At 68.4% G+C, this 18,364-nt stretch carries 13 protein-coding genes; 4 read left to right on the forward strand and 9 right to left on the reverse strand.

The features are described from left to right. Window positions 1–47: 47 nt before the first annotated feature. Together dop and arc are read right to left on the reverse strand one after the other, a co-directional pair. A complete protein-coding gene (dop, locus tag ADK55_RS14475; protein ID WP_053678754.1) occupies window positions 48–1,559 on the reverse strand; it encodes a depupylase/deamidase Dop in 1,512 nt (503 codons plus the stop codon). 252 nt (window positions 1,560–1,811) lie between these two features. Then, window positions 1,812–3,578 carry a proteasome ATPase gene (gene arc, locus ADK55_RS14480; RefSeq protein ID WP_053678846.1) on the reverse strand — a complete coding sequence of 589 codons (1,767 nt, stop codon included), beginning with the start codon at window positions 3,576–3,578 and terminating at the stop codon, window positions 1,812–1,814. Between the two features lie 264 nt (window positions 3,579–3,842). Here arc and ADK55_RS14485 point away from each other — a divergent pair, with 264 nt between their 5' ends. Further along, entirely contained in the window at window positions 3,843–4,163 is a 321-nt protein-coding gene (locus ADK55_RS14485; RefSeq protein WP_053678756.1) for a ferredoxin, read from the forward strand. A gap of 4 nt (window positions 4,164–4,167) precedes the next feature. On the opposite strand, the gene ADK55_RS14490 is transcribed toward ADK55_RS14485, so the two are convergent. From ADK55_RS14490 to ADK55_RS14500, 3 genes are all read right to left on the reverse strand, one after another. Beyond that, window positions 4,168–4,782, reverse strand: a complete 615-nt coding sequence (locus ADK55_RS14490) for a hypothetical protein (RefSeq protein ID WP_053678758.1) — start codon at window positions 4,780–4,782, stop codon at window positions 4,168–4,170. A 190-nt stretch (window positions 4,783–4,972) separates the two neighbouring features. Continuing rightward, on the reverse strand, window positions 4,973–5,887 hold the full coding sequence (locus ADK55_RS14495) for a tRNA (adenine-N1)-methyltransferase (RefSeq protein WP_053678760.1): 915 nt from the start codon (window positions 5,885–5,887) through the stop codon (window positions 4,973–4,975). A gap of 18 nt (window positions 5,888–5,905) precedes the next feature. Then, the gene (locus tag ADK55_RS14500) at window positions 5,906–7,105 is read right to left on the reverse strand and encodes a site-2 protease family protein (protein WP_053678761.1); all 1,200 of its coding nucleotides are present in this window, start codon (window positions 7,103–7,105) and stop codon (window positions 5,906–5,908) included. A 166-nt stretch (window positions 7,106–7,271) separates the two neighbouring features. On the opposite strand from ADK55_RS14500, the gene ADK55_RS14505 reads away from it, so the two are divergent. Next, the gene (locus ADK55_RS14505) at window positions 7,272–8,198 is read left to right on the forward strand and encodes a RecB family exonuclease (RefSeq protein WP_107089186.1); all 927 of its coding nucleotides are present in this window, start codon (window positions 7,272–7,274) and stop codon (window positions 8,196–8,198) included. 65 nt (window positions 8,199–8,263) lie between these two features. Beyond that, the gene (locus tag ADK55_RS14510; protein ID WP_053678766.1) at window positions 8,264–8,938 is read left to right on the forward strand and encodes a response regulator; all 675 of its coding nucleotides are present in this window, start codon (window positions 8,264–8,266) and stop codon (window positions 8,936–8,938) included. A gap of 78 nt (window positions 8,939–9,016) precedes the next feature. On the opposite strand, the gene ADK55_RS14515 is transcribed toward ADK55_RS14510, so the two are convergent. The 4 genes from ADK55_RS14515 to metH form a co-directional block, all read right to left on the reverse strand. Then, on the reverse strand, window positions 9,017–10,594 hold the full coding sequence (locus ADK55_RS14515) for an ABC transporter substrate-binding protein (protein ID WP_053678848.1): 1,578 nt from the start codon (window positions 10,592–10,594) through the stop codon (window positions 9,017–9,019). Window positions 10,595–10,668: 74 nt separating this feature from the next. Beyond that, on the reverse strand, window positions 10,669–12,273 hold the full coding sequence (locus tag ADK55_RS14520) for an ABC transporter substrate-binding protein (protein WP_053678767.1): 1,605 nt from the start codon (window positions 12,271–12,273) through the stop codon (window positions 10,669–10,671). Window positions 12,274–12,754: 481 nt separating this feature from the next. After that, on the reverse strand, window positions 12,755–13,456 hold the full coding sequence (locus tag ADK55_RS14525; protein ID WP_053678850.1) for an HAD family hydrolase: 702 nt from the start codon (window positions 13,454–13,456) through the stop codon (window positions 12,755–12,757). Between the two features lie 111 nt (window positions 13,457–13,567). Then, window positions 13,568–17,080: a methionine synthase gene (gene metH / locus ADK55_RS14530; protein ID WP_053678769.1), complete on the reverse strand. Its 3,513-nt coding sequence runs from the start codon at window positions 17,078–17,080 to the stop codon at window positions 13,568–13,570. Between the two features lie 252 nt (window positions 17,081–17,332). Between metH and ADK55_RS14535 the strand changes: the two genes are divergently transcribed. After that, window positions 17,333–18,100 (forward strand): IclR family transcriptional regulator, encoded by a 768-nt coding sequence (locus ADK55_RS14535; RefSeq protein WP_053678771.1) that lies wholly within the window; start codon window positions 17,333–17,335, stop codon window positions 18,098–18,100. The last annotated feature ends 264 nt before the right edge of the window (window positions 18,101–18,364 follow it).

Consider the following 18,364-nt stretch of genomic DNA (forward strand, 5'->3'; position numbering starts at 1 on the left):
TCCCTCGGCGGGGCCTTTTCAGGCCCCTTCCCGGTACCGGAATGGCCTCAGCGGCCCGAGAGCACCCGCACCAGTTCCTCCGCCGTCCGACAGCGGTCCAGGAGCTCCTTCACATGGGCCCTGGTGCCCCGCAGGGGCTCCAGGGTGGGGACCCGCTGGAGCGAGTCGTGGCCCGGCAGGTCGAAGATCACCGAGTCCCACGAGGCCGCGGCCACGTCGTCGGCGTACTGCTCCAGACACCGGCCCCGGAAGTAGGCCCGGGTGTCCTCCGGAGGCTTGCCCTCGGCCCGTTCCACGGCCGTCTCGTCCACCAGTCGCTTCATCTTGCCGCGGGCCACCAGGCGGTTGTACAGGCCCTTCTCCGGGCGTACGTCCGCGTACTGGAGGTCCACCAGGTGCAGCCGGGCGGCGTCCCAGTCGAGGCTGTCCCGTCGGCGGTAGCCCTCCAGGATCTCCCGCTTCGCGATCCAGTCCAGCTCGCCGGACAGGCTCATCGGGTCCGTCTCCAGCCGGCCCAGTACGTCCTCCCACCGAGCGAGGACATCCTTGGTCTGCTCGTCCGCGTCGGACCCGAAACGCTCGTCCACGTACTTCCTGGCCAGCTCGAAGTACTCCATCTGGAGTTGTACGGCGGTCAGTGTCCGCCCACTGCGCAGGGTGATCAGGTGGCCGAGGTCGGGGTCGTGGGAGACCTGGTGGAGGGTGCGCACCGGCTGGTCCACGGCCAGGTCCACGTTGATGAACCCGTCCTCGATCATCGACAGCACCAGGGCGGTGGTGCCGAGCTTGAGGTAGGTGGAGATCTCCGACAGGTTCGCGTCGCCGATGATCACGTGGAGCCGGCGGTACTTCTCGGCGTCGGAGTGGGGTTCGTCGCGGGTGTTGATGATGGGCCGCTTGAGGGTGGTCTCCAGGCCGACCTCGACTTCGAAGTAGTCCGCGCGCTGGCTGATCTGGAAGCCGTGCTCGCGGCCGTCCTGACCGATGCCGACGCGTCCCGCGCCCGTGACGACCTGCCGGGAGACGAAGAAGGGGGTCAGGTGGCGCACGATGTCCGAGAAGGGGGTCTCCCGCTTCATCAGGTAGTTCTCGTGCGTGCCGTAGGAGGCGCCCTTGTTGTCGGTGTTGTTCTTGTAGAGGTGGATCGGTTGGGCTCCGGGGAGCTGTGCGGCCCGTTCGGCGGCCTCGGCCATGATCCGTTCGCCGGCCTTGTCCCAGAGGACGGCGTCGAGCGGATTGGTGATCTCGGGCGAGCTGTACTCGGGGTGCGCGTGGTCGACGTAGAGCCGGGCGCCGTTGGTGAGGATGACGTTGGCGAGGCCGATGTCCTCGTCGGTCAGCTGGCTGTTGTCGGCGGCCTCGCGGGCGAGGTCGAAGCCGCGGGCGTCCCGCAGCGGATTCTCCTCCTCGAAGTCCCAGCGGGCGCGGCGCGCCCGGTGCATCGCCGCCGCGTAGGCGTTGACGATCTGGGACGAGGTGAGCATGGCATTGGCGTTCGGGTGCCCCGGGACGGAGATCCCGTACTCCGTCTCGATCCCCATTACTCGCCGTACGGTCATGCGGCCCTCCTTGCCCGGCGGCGCTCCCGTTCGGGAGCGGCGCTCAAGTACCGCTGGTGCTCCGGTGCGTTTGGTGCGGTGCCCGTCCCCGCACTGCGCGACCGGCGGTACGGAAGAGCCTAGAACCACTGCGCGCTGCTGGGGAGATCATTTCAGTCATTGAATTTGCCTTGTCACCGGCTGAAAAGCAGTCGGCATAAAGCAGTCGGCTGCGGGTGCCCTTGGCCGGGCACCCGCAGCCGCCCCGCTTCGTCAGAGGTACTGACCGGTGTTTGCCACCGTGTCGATGGAGCGGCCCGTGTCCGCGCCTTGCTTTCCGGTGACGAGCGTGCGGATGAATACGATCCGCTCGCCCTTCTTTCCGGAGATGCGGGCCCAGTCGTCCGGGTTGGTGGTGTTCGGGAGGTCCTCGTTCTCCTTGAACTCGTCCACGCAGGCCTGGAGGAGGTGGGAGACGCGGAGGCCCTTCTGCTTGTGCTCGAGGAAGGCCTTGATGGCCATCTTCTTCGCACGGTCCACGATGTTCTGGATCATCGCGCCCGAGTTGAAGTCCTTGAAGTAGAGGACTTCCTTGTCGCCGTTGGCGTACGTGACCTCGAGGAAGCGGTTCTCCTCGGTTTCGGCGTACATCTGCTCGACGACGGTCTGGATCATGCTGTGGACGGTGCCGGCCCTGGAGTCCTGGTGTTCGGACAGGTCGTCCGTGTGCAGGGGCAGGGTGGCCTTGAGGTACTTCGCGAAGATGTCCTTCGCGGCCTCGGCGTCGGGACGCTCGATCTTGATCTTCACGTCGAGACGGCCGGGGCGCAGGATGGCCGGGTCGATCATGTCCTCGCGGTTGGAGGCGCCGATGACGATGACGTTCTCCAGGCCTTCCACGCCGTCGATCTCGGCGAGCAGCTGGGGGACGATGGTGTTCTCCACGTCCGAGCTGACGCCGGATCCGCGGGTGCGGAAGAGGGATTCCATCTCGTCGAAGAAGACGATGACGGGGGTGCCCTCGCTGGCCTTTTCACGGGCACGCTGGAAGACGAGGCGGATGTGCCGCTCGGTCTCGCCGACGTACTTGTTGAGGAGTTCGGGGCCCTTGATGTTGAGGAAGTAGGACTTCCCGGCGGGCTGGCCGGTGACCTCGGCGACCTTCTTGGCAAGGGAGTTGGCGACGGCTTTGGCGATGAGCGTCTTGCCGCAGCCGGGAGGGCCGTAGAGCAGGATGCCCTTGGGGGGCCGCAGTTCGTGTTCCTTGAAGAGGTCGGGGTGGAGGTACGGGAGCTCGACTGCGTCGCGGATCAGCTCGATCTGGTCGCCCAGGCCGCCGATCTTGTCGTAGTCGATGTCGGGGACCTCTTCGAGGACGAGTTCCTCGACCTCGCTCTTCGGCACCACTTCGTAGACGTAGCCGGAGCGGGGTTCGAGCAGGAGGGCGTCGCCGGGGCGGATGGTGATGTCCAGGAGCGGCTCGGCGAGCCTCACCACCCTTTCCTCGTCGGTGTGCCCGACCACCAGGGCGCGCTCGCCGTCCTCGAGGATCTCCTTGAGGGTGACGATGTCCCCGGCCCGTTCGAACTCCATGGCCTCGACCACGTTGAGCGCTTCGTTGAGCATGACCTCCTGGCCGCGCCGGAGGTCTTCCGGTTCGACGCTGGGGCTCACGTTCACGCGAAGCTTTCGGCCTCCGGTGAAGATGTCGACGGTGCCGTCCTCGTTCGACTGAAGGAAGACACCGAATCCGGCCGGCGGCTGGGCGAGCCGGTCGACTTCTTCTTTGAGGGCCACGATCTGGTCGCGGGCCTCACGGAGGGTATTCGCCAGTCGTTCGTTCTGTGTGGATACGCCGGCCAGATTTGTCTGGAGCTCGACGATCCGCTCTTCGAGAATCCTCGCGTGCCGCGGAGAGTCGGCGAGCTTACGTCGCAGGACGGCGATTTCCTGCTCGAGATAGGCAACCTGGCCGGCGGGGTCATCAGACCCTCGCCCGGGCCGGATGCCGCGGTTGATGTCGTCGTCGTGGGCTGCCACGGTCCTCACCTCCTCCAAGGGGAGCTGGACGCTTCCTGACCCTACCTGGGCTGGTGGTGATTGAAACCCCTAGATCACAAAGACGGTAGGGGTGTGTCCGATCTTCACCCTTGCGTACTCCCTCACGCCTAGGAAATACCCACCCAGCGACATCGGAAAGCAGCCGGTTGTAAGGTCGAAGTGTTCAACACCCGTCAGGGCTCGCGCGACTTGCTGCGAGTTGCGACCGGGATGGATCACTCAGTGCAGGGAACGGCAGGAGATATGACCGTGCAGCAGGAGGCTCCCGCGGGCGGCGCCGGTGAGACGGATGCGTCGCTTGAGGTCTGGATCGACCAGGACCTCTGCACCGGGGACGGCATCTGCGTGCAGTACGCCCCGGAGGTGTTCGAGCTGGACATCGATGGTCTGGCGTACGTGAAGAGCCCCGAGGACGAGCTCCTGCAGGACGTGGGGGCGACCACTCCGGTTCCTCTGACGCTGCTGCGGGACGTGGTCGACTCCGCGAAGGAATGTCCGGGTGACTGCATCCACGTAAGGCGCGTTTCGGACAGGGTCGAGGTCTACGGTCCCGACGCCGAGTGACGGTTCAAACACTTCTGGCGGTCGAGTCCGTCAGCTCCTGGCGGAATTTTCCGCCCACCCAGCGCCACTTGGAGAGCTGCTTCACATCGGGGTCGGAGCGCGGTACCTCGCGTGAGGAATAGCCGAGGAGCGTGGCGGTGACCTGCCCGTCGCTCACGGTGAGGTCGGTGGCGTTCTGTCGGCGCGCGGGGTCGAGCAGGGTGGCGACGACGCGGGGGGCGGAACCGGCGGCGGGGCCCCGGGTGAGCACGTAGATGGCGTGGGGCGGGGTTCCCGAGCCGGCGTCGCAGCGTACGGCTGCGACGGTCTCGGGGCGTCCGTCCCCGTCGAGATCGCCCTCGGCGGTGGCCGTGACGGCCTGTGCGAGGCCCCGGCAGTCCAGTGGGTACGTGAGTGCGTGCGCGTCGGGGGCGGGCTCCCGGGGTGCGCTGCGGGTTCCGGGGTTCCCGGCGGCGGACGGCGCCGCGGGGGCTCCGTTGGCGGGGTCCGGTTGCAGGAGGCCCGCTCCGGCGATGACGGCGGCCATGGCCGAGGCCGTGGCGATCCAGTGGAGGGGCCTGGCGCGGTGGTGTGCCAGGAGTTCCAGCGTGGGGGCCGGCTCGGTGGGGCTGTGCAGCACGCGGGGTGTCTCCTGTGCGAAGGGTGACGGGGAGCCAGCATCGTGCCACACCTCACACCGGGGTGGAACGGGTGGGTCCGGACGGGTCGCACGATGTCCGGTACAACGAAAAGGCGCCGTGGCGTAGTTCCCGAGTCGGTTCGGGAACTACGCCACGGCGCCTTGCTGTTGGGTCGGCGGTGGGCCGGGGTCAGTCGCGGTCGGCGGCGCCGCCGCGTGACTGGCTGCCGGGGCCGTCGTAGTCCTCGCCGTAGGCGCCCTTGGAGGGGCGGCGGCGGCGCATGGGGGGTTCGACTCCGTCCGCGAGGCGGCGGGCGGTGACGAGGAAGCCGGTGTGGCCGATCATCCGGTGGTCCGGGCGGACGGCCAGGCCCTCGACGTGCCAGTTTCGGATCATCGATTCCCAGGGCTGCGGTTCGGCGTAGCAGCCGAATTCGCGGATGGACTCGACGGTGCGCGAGAGCTGGGTGGTGGTGGCGACGTAGCAGCACAGGATGCCGCCGGGGACGAGGGCCTTGGAGACGGCCTCCAGGCATTCCCAGGGGGCGAGCATGTCGAGGATCACGCGGTCGACGTCGGTGTCGGACAGGTTGTCCTGGAGGTCGCCCACGGTCAGCTGCCACGCGGGGTGCGGGCCGCCGAAGTAGCGCTCGACGTTGGCGGTCGCGATCTCGGCGAAGTCCGCGCGGCGCTCGTAGCTGTGGAGCATGCCCTGGTCGCCGATGGCGCGCAGCAGGAAGCTGCTCAGGGAGCCGGATCCGACGCCTGCCTCGACGACGCGGGCGCCGGGGAAGATGTCGGCGAAGGCCAGGATCTGGCCGGCGTCCTTGGGGTAGACCACGGCGGCACCGCGGGGCATGGACAGGACATAGTCGGGGAGCAGGGGACGCAGCGCGAGGTACGCGACGTTGCCCGTGGTACGGACAACACTGCCCTCGGGAGCACCGATCAGCTCGTCGTGCGGGAAGGAACCCTTGTGGGTGTGGAAATTCTTCCCGGCTTCGAGCGTGAACGTGTAGTGGCGGCCCTTGGGGTCGGTGAGCTGAACCTGGTCCCCGACCTCGAAGGGCCCGCGTCGGCGGGCGGCACCGGTCGGTTCGGACATGTGACCAGTGTATTGGCTCTAGGACTGGGGCCGCGCCATGGCCTTCACGAAGGCCTTCTCGACGTCGAGGGCGGAGAGTACGCCGTAGATCGCGCCGCCGGTTTCGACGACGAGGTATTCGGTGGCGGGGGTGGTGCGGAGGTGGTCGAGGAGTTCTTCGCCGACGAGGTCCGCGGAAACCTTCATGCCGTCGGTGAGGTCTTGGGCGAGGGTGCTGACGGCGACCCAGGGTCGGCGGTGTTCGGGGACGGAGGCGATGGCGCTCTCGCGGACGAGGGCGATGGGTTCGCCGTGGCCGTCGACGACGACGAGGGCGCGGGCGCCGGCTTCGTTGGCGCGGCGCAGGGCCTCGGAGAGGGGGGTGGCGTTCTCGACGGGGATGGCGCGGCGGGTGAGGGTGCGGGCCCGGAGCGCGGGGAGGTGTTCGCGCAGTCGGGCCATGCGCAGGCTGTTGCCGGCGCCGGTCCAGATGATGGCGGCGAGGATCGCGGCGAGCAGGGCGTCCATGACGGTGTTCATGCCGCCGATTTCCTGGGGGCGGTTGCCGATGACGCCGGTGTGGGTGATCAGGGGCAGTCCGATGAGGACGGCGACGGCGAGGCCGCGGCCGACCCAGGCGGCGGCGACGGTGCCGGTCATGGGTTTGCCGGTGATGCCCCAGATGAGGGCGCGGAGCATGCGGCCGCCGTCGAGGGGGAGGCCGGGGAGGAGGTTGAAGGCGGCGACGAGGAGGTTGGAGATCATCAGGCCGCCGAGGAGGACGCCGGGGACGGTGGCGGGGTCGACGGCGTTCATGCCGAGGTAGAAGGCGCCGGCGAGGAGGAGGGAGAGGAGGGGGCCGACGAAGGCGAGGACGAATTCGCGGCCGGGGGTCTCGGATTCCTTCTCGATCTCGGAGACTCCGCCGAAGAACTGGAGCTGGATGCGGCGCACGGGGAGTTTGAAGCGGAGTGCGGCGATGGTGTGCGCGAGTTCGTGGACCAGGACGGAGGCGTAGAAGGCGACGGCGAAGAAGAGGGAGACGAGGTACCGGACGGGTCCGAGGTCGGGGAGTACTTGGTCCAGCTGGTCGCCGAAGACCCAGGTGATGAGGGCGGCGACGAGGAACCAGCTGGGCGAGACGTAGACGGGTACGCCGAAGGGGCGGCCCATGAGGAGTCCGCCGCCCGGGTCGGAGCGCTTGGCTGCGCGCTCGCCGGTTTCGTCGGTGTCTGCCACGGCTGTCCTTCGTTCGGTGCTGTCCGGCGTGGTGGGGGGCGCCGGCGGTTCGTGGGGGTTCGTCGCGGTGTGGTGGCGCGGTGTGATGCTCCGATCATGCAGTGCGAGGGGGCTCGGCGTCGATGGTATGCGTGTGCTGTCGGCGGCGGGTCGTAGGGTTTCACGCATGACGACGAGCCCTGCCCCCGGTCCGGACGCGGCCGCTGCCGGTGCGACGCCCTCTGTGGGTGGTGGCGCGGTGCGGCCCGCTTCGCTGTCGCCTTCGCGGGCGAGCGATTTCATGCAGTGCCCGTTGCTGTACCGGTTTCGGGTGATCGACAAGTTGCCGGAGAAGCCGAGTGCGGCGGCGACGCGGGGCACGTTGGTGCACGCGGTGTTGGAGCGGCTCTTCGATCATCCGGCGGCGGAGCGGACGGCGCCGCGGGCGAAGGCGTTGATTCCGGGGCAGTGGGAGCGGTTGCTGGAGGCGAGGCCGGAGCTGACGGAGCTGTTTCCGGAGGGGGATGACGGGGCGGGGCTGGCCGGTTGGTTGACGGAGGCCGAGGCTCTGGTGGAGCGCTGGTTCACGTTGGAGGACCCGACGCGGTTGGAGCCGGTGGAGCGGGAGTTCTTCGTGGAGACGGAGCTGGAGTCGGGGCTTCGGTTGCGGGGGATCATCGACCGGGTGGACGTGGCGCCGTCGGGTGAGGTCCGGATCGTGGACTACAAGACGGGCAAGGCACCTCGGCCGCAGTACGCCGAGGGTGCGTTGTTCCAGATGAAGTTCTACGCGTTGGTGGTGTGGCGGTTGAAGGGGGTGGTGCCGCGCCGGTTGCAGTTGGTGTATCTGGGCAGTGGGGACGTGGTGACGTACGACCCGGTGGTCGCGGATCTGGAGCGGGTGGAGCGCAAGCTGCTGGCGCTGTGGGAGGCGATCCGGGAGGCGACGGAGACGGGTGACTGGCGGCCGCGGCCGACGAAGCTGTGCGGCTGGTGTGATCATCAGGCGGTGTGTCCGGAGTTCGGGGGTACTCCCCCGGTCTATCCGTTGGTGATCGGGCCGAGGGCCGAGGTGCGGGTCGAGGTCGAGGCGGTACGCCCGGAGGGATCCTGATCGGTGGATCAGGGCAGAATGGGCGGCGTCCGTCGAAGCCGTCGTACGAATTCGAGGTAGACCCCGTGGCGATCCGCGTACTGCTGGTCGATGACCAGCCGCTGCTGCGCACCGGTTTCCGGATGATTCTGGAGGCGGAGCAGGACCTGGCGGTGGTCGGTGAGGCCGGGGACGGTCTGCAGGCGCTGGATCAGGTGCGGGCCTTGCAGCCCGATGTGGTGTTGATGGACATCCGGATGCCGCGGATGGACGGGGTGGAGGCGACGCGTCAGATCACGGGTCCGGGGCGGGACGGGCCGGCGAAGGTGCTGGTGTTGACCACGTTCGATCTGGACGAGTACGTGGTGGAGGCGTTGCGGGCGGGGGCGAGCGGGTTCTTGTTGAAGGACGCGCCGGCCGTCGAGCTGGTGCAGGCGATCCGGGTGGTCGCGGCGGGTGAGGCGATGTTGGCGCCGAGCATCACGCGGCGGCTGTTGGACAAGTACGCGGGGCATCTGCCGTCGGGTGAGGACAACGTGCCGGATGCGTTGGGCACGTTGACGGAGCGTGAGGTCGAGGTGTTGAAGCTGGTGGCCCGGGGTCTGTCGAACGCGGAGATCGCGGCGGACCTGTTCGTGAGCGAGACCACGGTCAAGACGCATGTGGGGCACGTGTTGACGAAGTTGGGTCTGCGCGATCGTGTGCAGGCGGCCGTGTACGCGTACGAGAGCGGTCTGGTGCGTCCGGGGGCGGGTCAGTAGTTCCGCCGGGACGCGCGACGGCCCCCCGCCCGTGAGGGTGGGGGGCCGTCGTGTGTCCGGGGTGTGCCGGAGTGGGGTCTAGCCCTTGGCGATCTCCCAGAAGCGGAAGACGGTCGAGGCGTCGAGGGACCACTGGAGGCCGGTCACGTTGGGGCGGGTGACGGCGTACTGCTTGCTCTGCCAGAGCGGGAGGATCGGGACCTCGTCGGCGACGATGTCCTGGAGGCGGGTGAAGTCGGTGTTGGCCGCGGTGCGGTCGGACTTCGCGGAGGTCGACGGGATGATGGTCCCGTTGATCTCCTTGTTGTCGTAGTTGTTGCGCAGGACGTTGTCCGGGCCGAAGAAGGGCTGCGTGAAGTTGTCGGCGTCCGGGTAGTCGGGCACCCAGCCCTTCACGTAGACGCCGTACTTGCCGGCCTGGATGTCCTTGTCGTACTGCTCGAACTCGACGGACTTGACGTCGGCGTCGAACAGGCCGCTGTCGTTGAGCTGCTTGGCGATCAGCTGGAATTCCTGGTCGGTGGACGGGCCGAACCGGGAGGGCGTCGAGTACAGGGTGATCTTCACCTTGTCCTTGATGTTGGCCGCGCGCAGGACGGCCTTCGCCTTGTCGACCTGGGGGCTGCCGCCGTAGCGGTCGAAGAACGGGGTGGTGTGGGATCCGATGCCGGCCGGGACGATCGAGTACAGCGGGACGGCGGTCCCGTTGTAGACCTCCTTGACGAGCGCTTCGCGGTCGACGAGGTAGGCGATGGCCTTGCGGATGGGGAGCTTGCCGGCGACGGGGTCGTTCATGTTGAAGACGAGGTGCTCGACCTCGGCTCCGGTGCCCTGGACGACCTCGACCTTCTGGTTGCCGGTGTTGCCGGCGAGGCCCGCGATGTCCTTGGCGGCGAGGCCGCGGAAGGCGAAGTCGACGTCGCCGCTTTCGAGGACCTTCTTGAGGGCGGCCTGGTCCTCGTTGAAGAACTTCATGGTGACGCCGGTGTTCTTCGGCTTGGCCTTGCCGCTGTAGGACTCGTTGACGGAGAAGTTGGCTGCCTTCTCGTTGATGGAGTCCAGTTTGTAGACGCCGGAGCCGAAGGCCTTGCCGTCGGTGCGGAGCTTGTCGGCGGGGTATTCGGTGTGGTCGACGATGGAGCCCGCGCCGGCCGCGATCTTGCTGGGGAAGGTCGCGTCGGGGGTCTTCAGGCGGAAGACGACGGTGCGCTCGTCGGGGGCGTCGATGCCGGCGATCGACGCGAGCATGACGGCCGGGCCGTTCTCGTCGTTGATCCTCAGGGTGCGCTCGAAGGAGTACTTGACGTCCTGGGAGGTCAGCTTGTTGCCGTTGCTGAACTTCAGGCCGGCGCGCAGGACGCACTTGTAGACCTTGCTGTCGCTGCCCTGGAAGTCGCAGTTCTGCGCGGCGTCGGGCTCCGGGGTCGTGCCGCCCTTGGGGAAGGTCAGCAGCGACTGGAAGACGTTGTTGAAGAGCAGCCAGGAGCCCGGGTCGTAGCCCGAGGCGGGGTCGGTGGCCTTGACCTTGTCGGATATGCCCATGACCACGCCCTTGCCGTCTCCGGCGGCGGATCCATCCTGCGCACCGCAACCGCTGAGCAGCGCGGCGGCGGTGGCGGCGCCGAGCGGGGCTGCCAGCCACTGGTTACGTCTCATCACGCGAACGTCCTTCACAGTCGAACTGTTTCGTTGCGCCGGCCTGCGACTCCCGCTGCCGGTTCCTGACTTGCTCAGCCGCTGACGCCCCGGCCGAGTTCCCACAGCTGGAGGTCGGAGATGGCGTTGACGGACCACTCCACTCCGGTGATGCCGTCGCGTGCGGCGACGTACTGCTTGCCCTGCCACAGGGGCAGGACGGGTACGTCCTCGGCGACGATTTCCTGCATCTCCGTGATCGCGGGGGCGGCGACGTTGCGGTCGGCGGCCCGTCGGGACTCGGGGATGAGACGGGTGCGTACGGCGGCGTTGGCGTACGGCGTGCCCAGGAAGTTGTCCTGCTCCAGGAACGGGGCGAGGAAGTTGTCGGCGTCGGGGTAGTCGGGGAACCAGCCGAGCCCGTAGGCGGCGTAGTCGCCCTTCTTCTGCGCGGGCCGGAAGTCGTTCCACTCGTTGCCCTGGACGGTGATGTCGAACAGTCGCGTGGAGTTGAGCTGGGTCTTGAGGGTCTCGAACTCGGCGGCCGTGCCGTCGCCGTAGTGGTCGGCGGTGTAGTTCAGGGTGAGCTTGACGGGGGTCTTGATGCCGGCGGCCTTCAGGATGTCGGCGGCCTTGGCGGTGTTGGCCTCGCCGTACTTGTTGAAGAACGAGTTGACGTGGCCGGTGACGGTGGTGGGGACCAGGGAGTACAGGGGCTGCGCTGCCTTGCCGTAGACCTTGGAGATGAGCTGGTTGCGGTCGACGGCGGCGGCGAGGGCCTGGCGTACGGCCTTGTCCTTGACGACCGGGGCCTCGGTGTTGAACCCGAGGTAGCGGATCTCCAGGCCGGGCATCGGGACGAGCTTGACGCCCTTGGGGGGCTTGGCGGAGAGCTCGGTGATCTGGGTGGGCGACAGGGTGCGGGAGACCATGTGGATGGCTCCGTCGGTGAGGGCCTGGCCCATGCTCTCGGAGTCGGCGAAGGTGCGCAGTTCGACCTTGTCGTTGCGGAGCTTGATGTCGCCCTGGTAGTTCGGGTTCTTGGTGAAGACGGCGCGGACGAGGTGGTCGTCCTTGACTTCGGCCTTCATGGTGTACGGGCCGGAGCCGTCGACGGCGAAGCCGGTGCGGAGCTTCTTGGCGTCGTAGTTCTTGGCGCTGACGATGCCCGCGGCGGGGGTGGAGAGCTTGTACGGGAAGGTCGCGTCGGCGGTCTTCAGGTGGAAGACGACGGTGTCGTCGCCCTTGGCCTCGACGGTGTCGAGGGTGGAGAGCAGCGAGGAGGGGCCGTTCTCGTCCTTGATCGCGAGGACGCGGTCGATGGAGAACTTGACGTCCTGGGCGGTGAGGGGGTCGCCGCTCGCGAACTTCAGTCCGGGGCGCAGGGTGCAGCGGTAGCTCTCGTTGCCGGTGTCGGTGAAGCGGCAGTCGGAGGCCGCTTCGGGGACGGGCTGTCCGCCGCCGCGCGGGGTGTGCATCAGCGTCTGGACGGTCTGGCGCAGTACGTTCCAGGCGCCGGCGTCGTAGGCGTAGGCGGGGTCGAAGGGGGCGGGGGCGTAGTCGGCGGCCTCGAACCGGTCGGTGGTTCCGACGACGATCGCTCCGGTTCCTGCTCCTCCGCCGCTGGCGCTGCCGCATGCGGACAGCGCGGGGGCGAGCAGGCCTGCGGCGGCCGTCAGCACCATGGTCTTGCGGTTCATGCTGGAAGTACTCCCTCGACCCGGCACTTGTTCGAAGCGGCGTGAAAGGCTCTTCGCGACGGTCGCCCGTTCAGGGCGGAACGATCGGGCCGGTGGTGTGACGATCGGTCCACGCGGTATCGGCACAGGGGTGTGTGTCCGGTACGGCTGAGGTGCGGCGCGGTGCCCGGATCGACATTAGTGGCCTGGGGCGGGATGGCTGGAACTGGCAGGAGTTGGGGCGTAATCGGACGGTGATCGGTGCGGACTGACCGCATCTGCCGGAGTCTCCGCAGATGCGGTCAGGAGCTGATCAATCCGGACACAAAGGAAGCCCCCGGAGGGCCCGTGGGGGCTTCTCGGGGGCTTCGCTGGTGACCAACGTCACCCGCATCAACTACGCCAGGGGGGATGGAATTTCGGCCTCCGGTCCGGGAGGCGAGAGATCCTCTTGTGGGACCTGCGTCACACCCGCGTTCTGTTCGGTACGCAGCGTATGCGATCAGTTCATCGGAGTGATGAGGGACCGCAGGAACGGAAGGTCGACTTCCTCCAGGGAGCGGACGATCGTGCGGCCGGGAGCCGGCGCGATCACCCCGACGGAGGGGATCGCCACGACCCGGCAGCCGGCGGCCTCGGCGGCGGCGACACCCGTGGCGGTGTCCTCGATGACCGCGCAGCGCGAGGGGTGCGCGCCCAGGGATCGGGCGGCGAACAGGTACGGGTCGGGGTGCGGCTTGGTGCGGGGCACCTCGTCACCGGCGACCGTCATCGTGAAGCGGTCCCGGCCCAGGGTGCGCAGCACCTGGTCGATGACCCGGCGGTGGGAGGCGGACACGAGGGCGGTGGGCACGTTGTGTCGGGCCAGCTCGGCCAACAGCCGCTCGGCTCCGGGCATCATGGGCACCTGGTCGGCGATCCGGGCCTCGAAGCGCTCGTTGAGCAGGACGCTCAGCTCGGCGATGCCGATGGCCGCGCCGGTGGACTCGATGAGGAAGGCCGCGCTGCGGCTCATGGGGCCGCCGACGACGATGTCGCGCCACGAGTCCTCCAGCAGGTGGCCGAGCTCGCGGAAGATCTCCGCCTCGATCTCCCACCAGAAGCCCTCGGTGTCGACCAGCGTGCCGTCCATGTCGAGCAGCACCGCCTGGAGGGCCGAGTCGTCGGCCGTACGGGCGACGGGGGCGGGGACGGTACTCGTCATGCGCACACCTCTCTGAAGGGACGACAAGGCCGGCCACCTCTCTCCTCGGGGCGTACCCCGGGGAGCAGGCGACCGGCCTGTATGGGACCGACAAGTGTACGTCGATCCGCGTCAGCGTGCGTTGAAATACTTCGCTTCGGGGTGGTGAATCACGATCGCGTCGGTGGATTGCTCCGGGTGGAGCTGGAACTCCTCGGAGAGGTGGACGCCGATGCGCTCGGGCCGCAGGAGGTCGGCGATCTTGGCGCGGTCCTCCAGGTCGGGGCAGGCTCCGTAGCCCAGCGAGAAGCGGGCGCCCCGGTACTTGAGGTCGAACATGTCCTCGACCTTCGCCGGGTCCTCGCCGCCGAAGCCGAGCTCGGCGCGGACGCGGGCGTGCCAGTACTCGGCCATGGCCTCGGCGAGCTGGACGGAGAGTCCGTGCAGCTCCAGGTACTCCCGGTAGGAGTCGGACTCGAACAGCTTGGCGGTGGCCTCGCCGATCCTCGACCCGACGGTGACCACCTGGAGGCCGACGACGTCGGTCTCCCCGGACTCCTCCGGGCGGAAGAAGTCCGCGAGGCACAGGCGGCGGCCGCGGCGCTGGCGGGGGAAGGTGAAGCGGGTCCGCTCGTTGCCCTGCTCGTCGAGGATGATCAGGTCCTCGCCCTTGGAGACGCAGGGAAAGTAGCCGTAGACGACGGCGGCTTCCAGCAGGTTCTCGGTGTGCAGCTTGTCGAGGAGGCCGCGCAGCCGCGGCCGGCCCTCGGACTCCACCAGTTCCTCGTACGTCGCCCCGCCGGCGCGGGCCTGCTTGAGGCCCCACTGGCCCTTGAACAGGGCGCCCTCGTCCAGCCAGGAGGCGTAGTCCTTGAGCGGGATGCCCTTGACCACGCGGGTGCCCCAGAACGGCGGGGTGGGGATCGGGTTGTCGGTGGAGGTGTCGGAACGGCCGCCCGGCTCCTCGGACTCGTCCTGCTCGGGCAGGGGCGCGGTGCGCTTGGCGACCCGGCGCTGCTTGAGTTCGGGCAGGGTGGCTCCGGGGACGCCGCGCTTGACGGCGATGAGGGCGTCCATGAGGCGCAGTCCCTCGAAGGCGTCGCGGGCGTAGCGGACCTCGCCCTCGTAGATCTCGTGGAGGTCCTGCTCGACGTAGGCGCGGGTGAGGGCGGCGCCGCCGAGGATCACCGGGTAGTCGGCCGCCAGCTTGCGCTGGTTGAGCTCCTCCAGGTTCTCCTTCATGATCACGGTCGACTTCACGAGGAGGCCTGACATGCCGATGACGTCGGCCTTGTGTTCCTGTGCGGCTTCGAGGATCGCGGAGACCGGCTGCTTGATGCCGATGTTCACGACGTTGTAGCCGTTGTTGGACAGGATGATGTCCACGAGGTTCTTGCCGATGTCGTGGACGTCGCCGCGGACGGTGGCGAGCACGATGGTGCCCTTGCCCTCGGCGTCGGTCTTCTCCATGTGCGGTTCCAGGAAGGCCACCGCGGTCTTCATGACCTCCGCGGACTGGAGGACGAACGGCAGCTGCATCTGGCCGGAGCCGAAGAGCTCGCCGACGACCTTCATGCCCTCCAGGAGGGTGTCGTTGACGATGTCCAGGGCCGGGCGGGTCCGGAGCGCCTCGTCGAGGTCGGCTTCCAGGCCGTTCTTCTCGCCGTCGATGATGCGGCGCTGGAGCCGCTCGTCGAGCGGGAGCGCCATGAGTTCCTCGGCGCGGCCGGCCTTGAGGGACTTGGTGTTGACGCCCTCGAACAGTGCCATCAGCTTCTGCAGCGGGTCGTAGCCCTCGGCGCGCCGGTCGTAGATCAGGTCGAGGGCGGTGCCGACCTGCTCGTCGTCGAACCGGGCGATGGGCAGGATCTTGCTGGCGTGGACGATCGCGGAGTCCAGGCCGGCCTTGACGCACTCGTCGAGGAAGACGGAGTTGAGCAGGACGCGGGCGGCCGGGTTGAGGCCGAAGGAGATGTTCGACAGGCCCAGCGTGGTCTGCACGTCCGGGTGACGGCGCTTCAGTTCGCGGATCGCCTCGATGGTGGCGATGCCGTCCTTGCGGGACTCCTCCTGGCCGGTGCAGATGGTGAAGGTGAGGGTGTCGATGAGGATGTCCGACTCGTGGATCCCCCAGTTGCCCGTGAGGTCCGCGATGAGCCGCTGCGCGATGGCGACCTTGTGTTCGACGGTGCGGGCCTGGCCCTCCTCGTCGATGGTCAGCGCGATCAGCGCGGCGCCGTGCTCCCGGGCGAGGGCGGTGACCTTCGCGAAGCGGGACTCCGGTCCGTCGCCGTCCTCGTAGTTGACCGAGTTGATGACGGCGCGGCCGCCGAGCTTCTCCAGGCCGGCCTGGATGACGGGGACCTCGGTGGAGTCCAGCACGATCGGCAGCGTGGAGGCGGTGGCGAAGCGGCCGGCCAGTTCCTTCATGTCGGCGACGCCGTCACGGCCCACGTAGTCGATGCACAGGTCCAGCATGTGCGCGCCTTCGCGGATCTGATCGCGTGCCATCTCCACGCAGTCGTCCCAGCGCGCCTCCAGCATGGCGTCGCGGAACTTCTTCGAGCCGTTGGCGTTGGTGCGCTCCCCGATCGCCATGTACGAGGTGTCCTGGCGGAAGGGGACCGTCTGGTAGAGCGAGGAGGCGCCGGCCTCGGGCCGCGGCTCGCGGGCGACGGGGCTGAGGGCGTGGACCCGCTCGACGACCTGGCGCAGGTGCTCGGGGGTGGTGCCGCAGCAGCCGCCGACGAGGGAGAGCCCGTACTCGCGGACGAAGGTCTCCTGGGCGTCGGCCAGCTCGCTCGCGGAGAGCGGGTAGTGCGCCCCGTTCTTGCCCAGGACGGGCAGGCCGGCGTTGGGCATGCAGGAGAGGGGGATGCGGGAGTTGCGCGCGAGGTAGCGCAGGTGCTCGCTCATCTCGGCGGGGCCGGTGGCGCAGTTCAGGCCGATCATGTCGATGCCCAGGGGCTCCAGCGCGGTGAGCGCGGCGCCGATCTCCGAGCCGAGCAGCATCGTGCCGGTGGTCTCCACGGTCACGGAACAGATCAGCGGCACGGACACGCCGAGGGCCTCCATGGCGCGGCGGGCGCCGATGACGGAGGACTTGGTCTGGAGGAGGTCCTGGGTGGTCTCGACGAGGAGGGCGTCGGCGCCGCCGGTGATCAGGCCCTCGGCGTTGATCTGGTAGGCGTCGCGGATCGTCGCGTAGTCGATGTGGCCCAGCGTGGGCAGCTTGGTGCCGGGGCCCATGGAGCCCAGGACCCAGCGCCGGCGTCCCGTGGAGGCGGTGAACTCGTCGGCGACCTCGCGGGCGATGCGGGCGCCGGATTCGGACAGCTCGTGGTTGCGATCGGCGATGTCGTACTCGGCGAGGGCGGCGAAGTTCGCGCCGAAGGTGTTCGTCTCGACGCAGTCCACGCCGACGGCGAAGTACTCCTGGTGCACGTTGCGCACGATGTCGGGGCGCGTGACGTTCAGGACCTCGTTGCAGCCTTCGAGCTGCTGGAAGTCCTCCAGGGAGGGGTCTTGTGCCTGGAGCATCGTTCCCATGGCTCCGTCGGCGACGACCACGCGGGTGGCGAGCGCCTCCCGAAGGGCGTCGGCCCGGGTCTGGGTGTCTGCGGGCGGGTTCGGCAACGAGGCCATGGATGTGCTCCCTGGGATGCGACGGCTGTCGGCTTTGCACCCCCTCTGTGTCAAGGGTGCACGCGGTCAGGGTAACCGCGTGGTGGCGACCCCGGTGGGCCCGTCCCACGTGGCGGACTGCATTCTGTGCGCGGGGGTCTGGCCGGGCTGTCCGGATCGATGCTGTCCTGAAGATTCCCCCGGCCATGCGCGAGGTCGGCATCGACCGATACTGTTCAGCATTGTCGAACTACGTCAGCAGGAGGCTGCGCGATGGCACGGAACATCCAGTCGCTCGAACGAGCCGCTGCGATGCTGCGGCTCCTGGCGGGCGGCGAGCGCCGGCTGGGACTGTCGGACGTGGCGACCTCCCTTGGCCTCGCCAAGGGGACCGCGCACGGGATCCTGCGCACCCTGCAGGCCGAGGGCTTCGTGGAGCAGGACCCCGCCTCGGGCCGCTACCAGCTGGGCGCCGAGCTGCTCCGTCTGGGGAACAGCTATCTGGACGTGCACGAGCTGCGCGCCCGCGCCCTGGTCTGGACGGACGACCTGGCCCGGGCCAGCGGCGAGAGCGTGTACGTGGGCGTGCTCCACAAGAGCGGGGTGCTGATCATGCACCACGTGTTCCGGCCGGACGACAGCCGTCAAGTGCTGGAGGTGGGGGCCATGCAGCCGCTGCACTCCACGGCCCTGGGCAAGGTGCTGTCCGCGTACGACCCGGTGGCGCACACGCAGGTCGTGGAGGTCGAGCGGGAGGCGTTCACGCCCCGCACCGTCACGGACGGCGCCGGATTCGAGGAGATCCTGGACCTGACGCGGGCCCGCGGCTGGGCCTCGGACGTCGAGGAGACCTGGGAGGGTCTCGCCTCGGTGGCGGCGCCGATCCACGACCGGCGCAGGATGCCGGTGGGCGCGGTGGCGGTCGTGGGTGCCGTGGAGCGGGTCTGCGCGGAGTCCGGCGAGCCCCTCGCGACGCTGGTCGCGTCGGTCCGGGACTGCGCGAGGTCGGTTTCGCGCGACCTTGGCGCGGGCCGGTTCTGACCTTGCATTGATCGCATCCGGAGGCGCTTTCTCCGCTATCCGGATGCCTTGCGCCATTTTTTGATCATCAGATGGCTGAATTTGGTCGATCGCACCGACTGGTAACGATCCGACTCTTGACCTGGTCAACCCTTGACGCCTTCTTCACCCGGGCGGAAAACTGCCGTTCATCGGTCGGCATTGTCGAACACCTACCGGCAATACGCGTTAGGGTGTGACAAGGCCAAGGACCGGTGCAGCACTCACCGAGTGCGTGGACCACCG

Source organism: Streptomyces sp. WM4235 (assembly GCF_001279725.1).
In the GTDB taxonomy this organism is placed as follows: Bacteria; Actinomycetota; Actinomycetes; order Streptomycetales; family Streptomycetaceae; genus Streptomyces.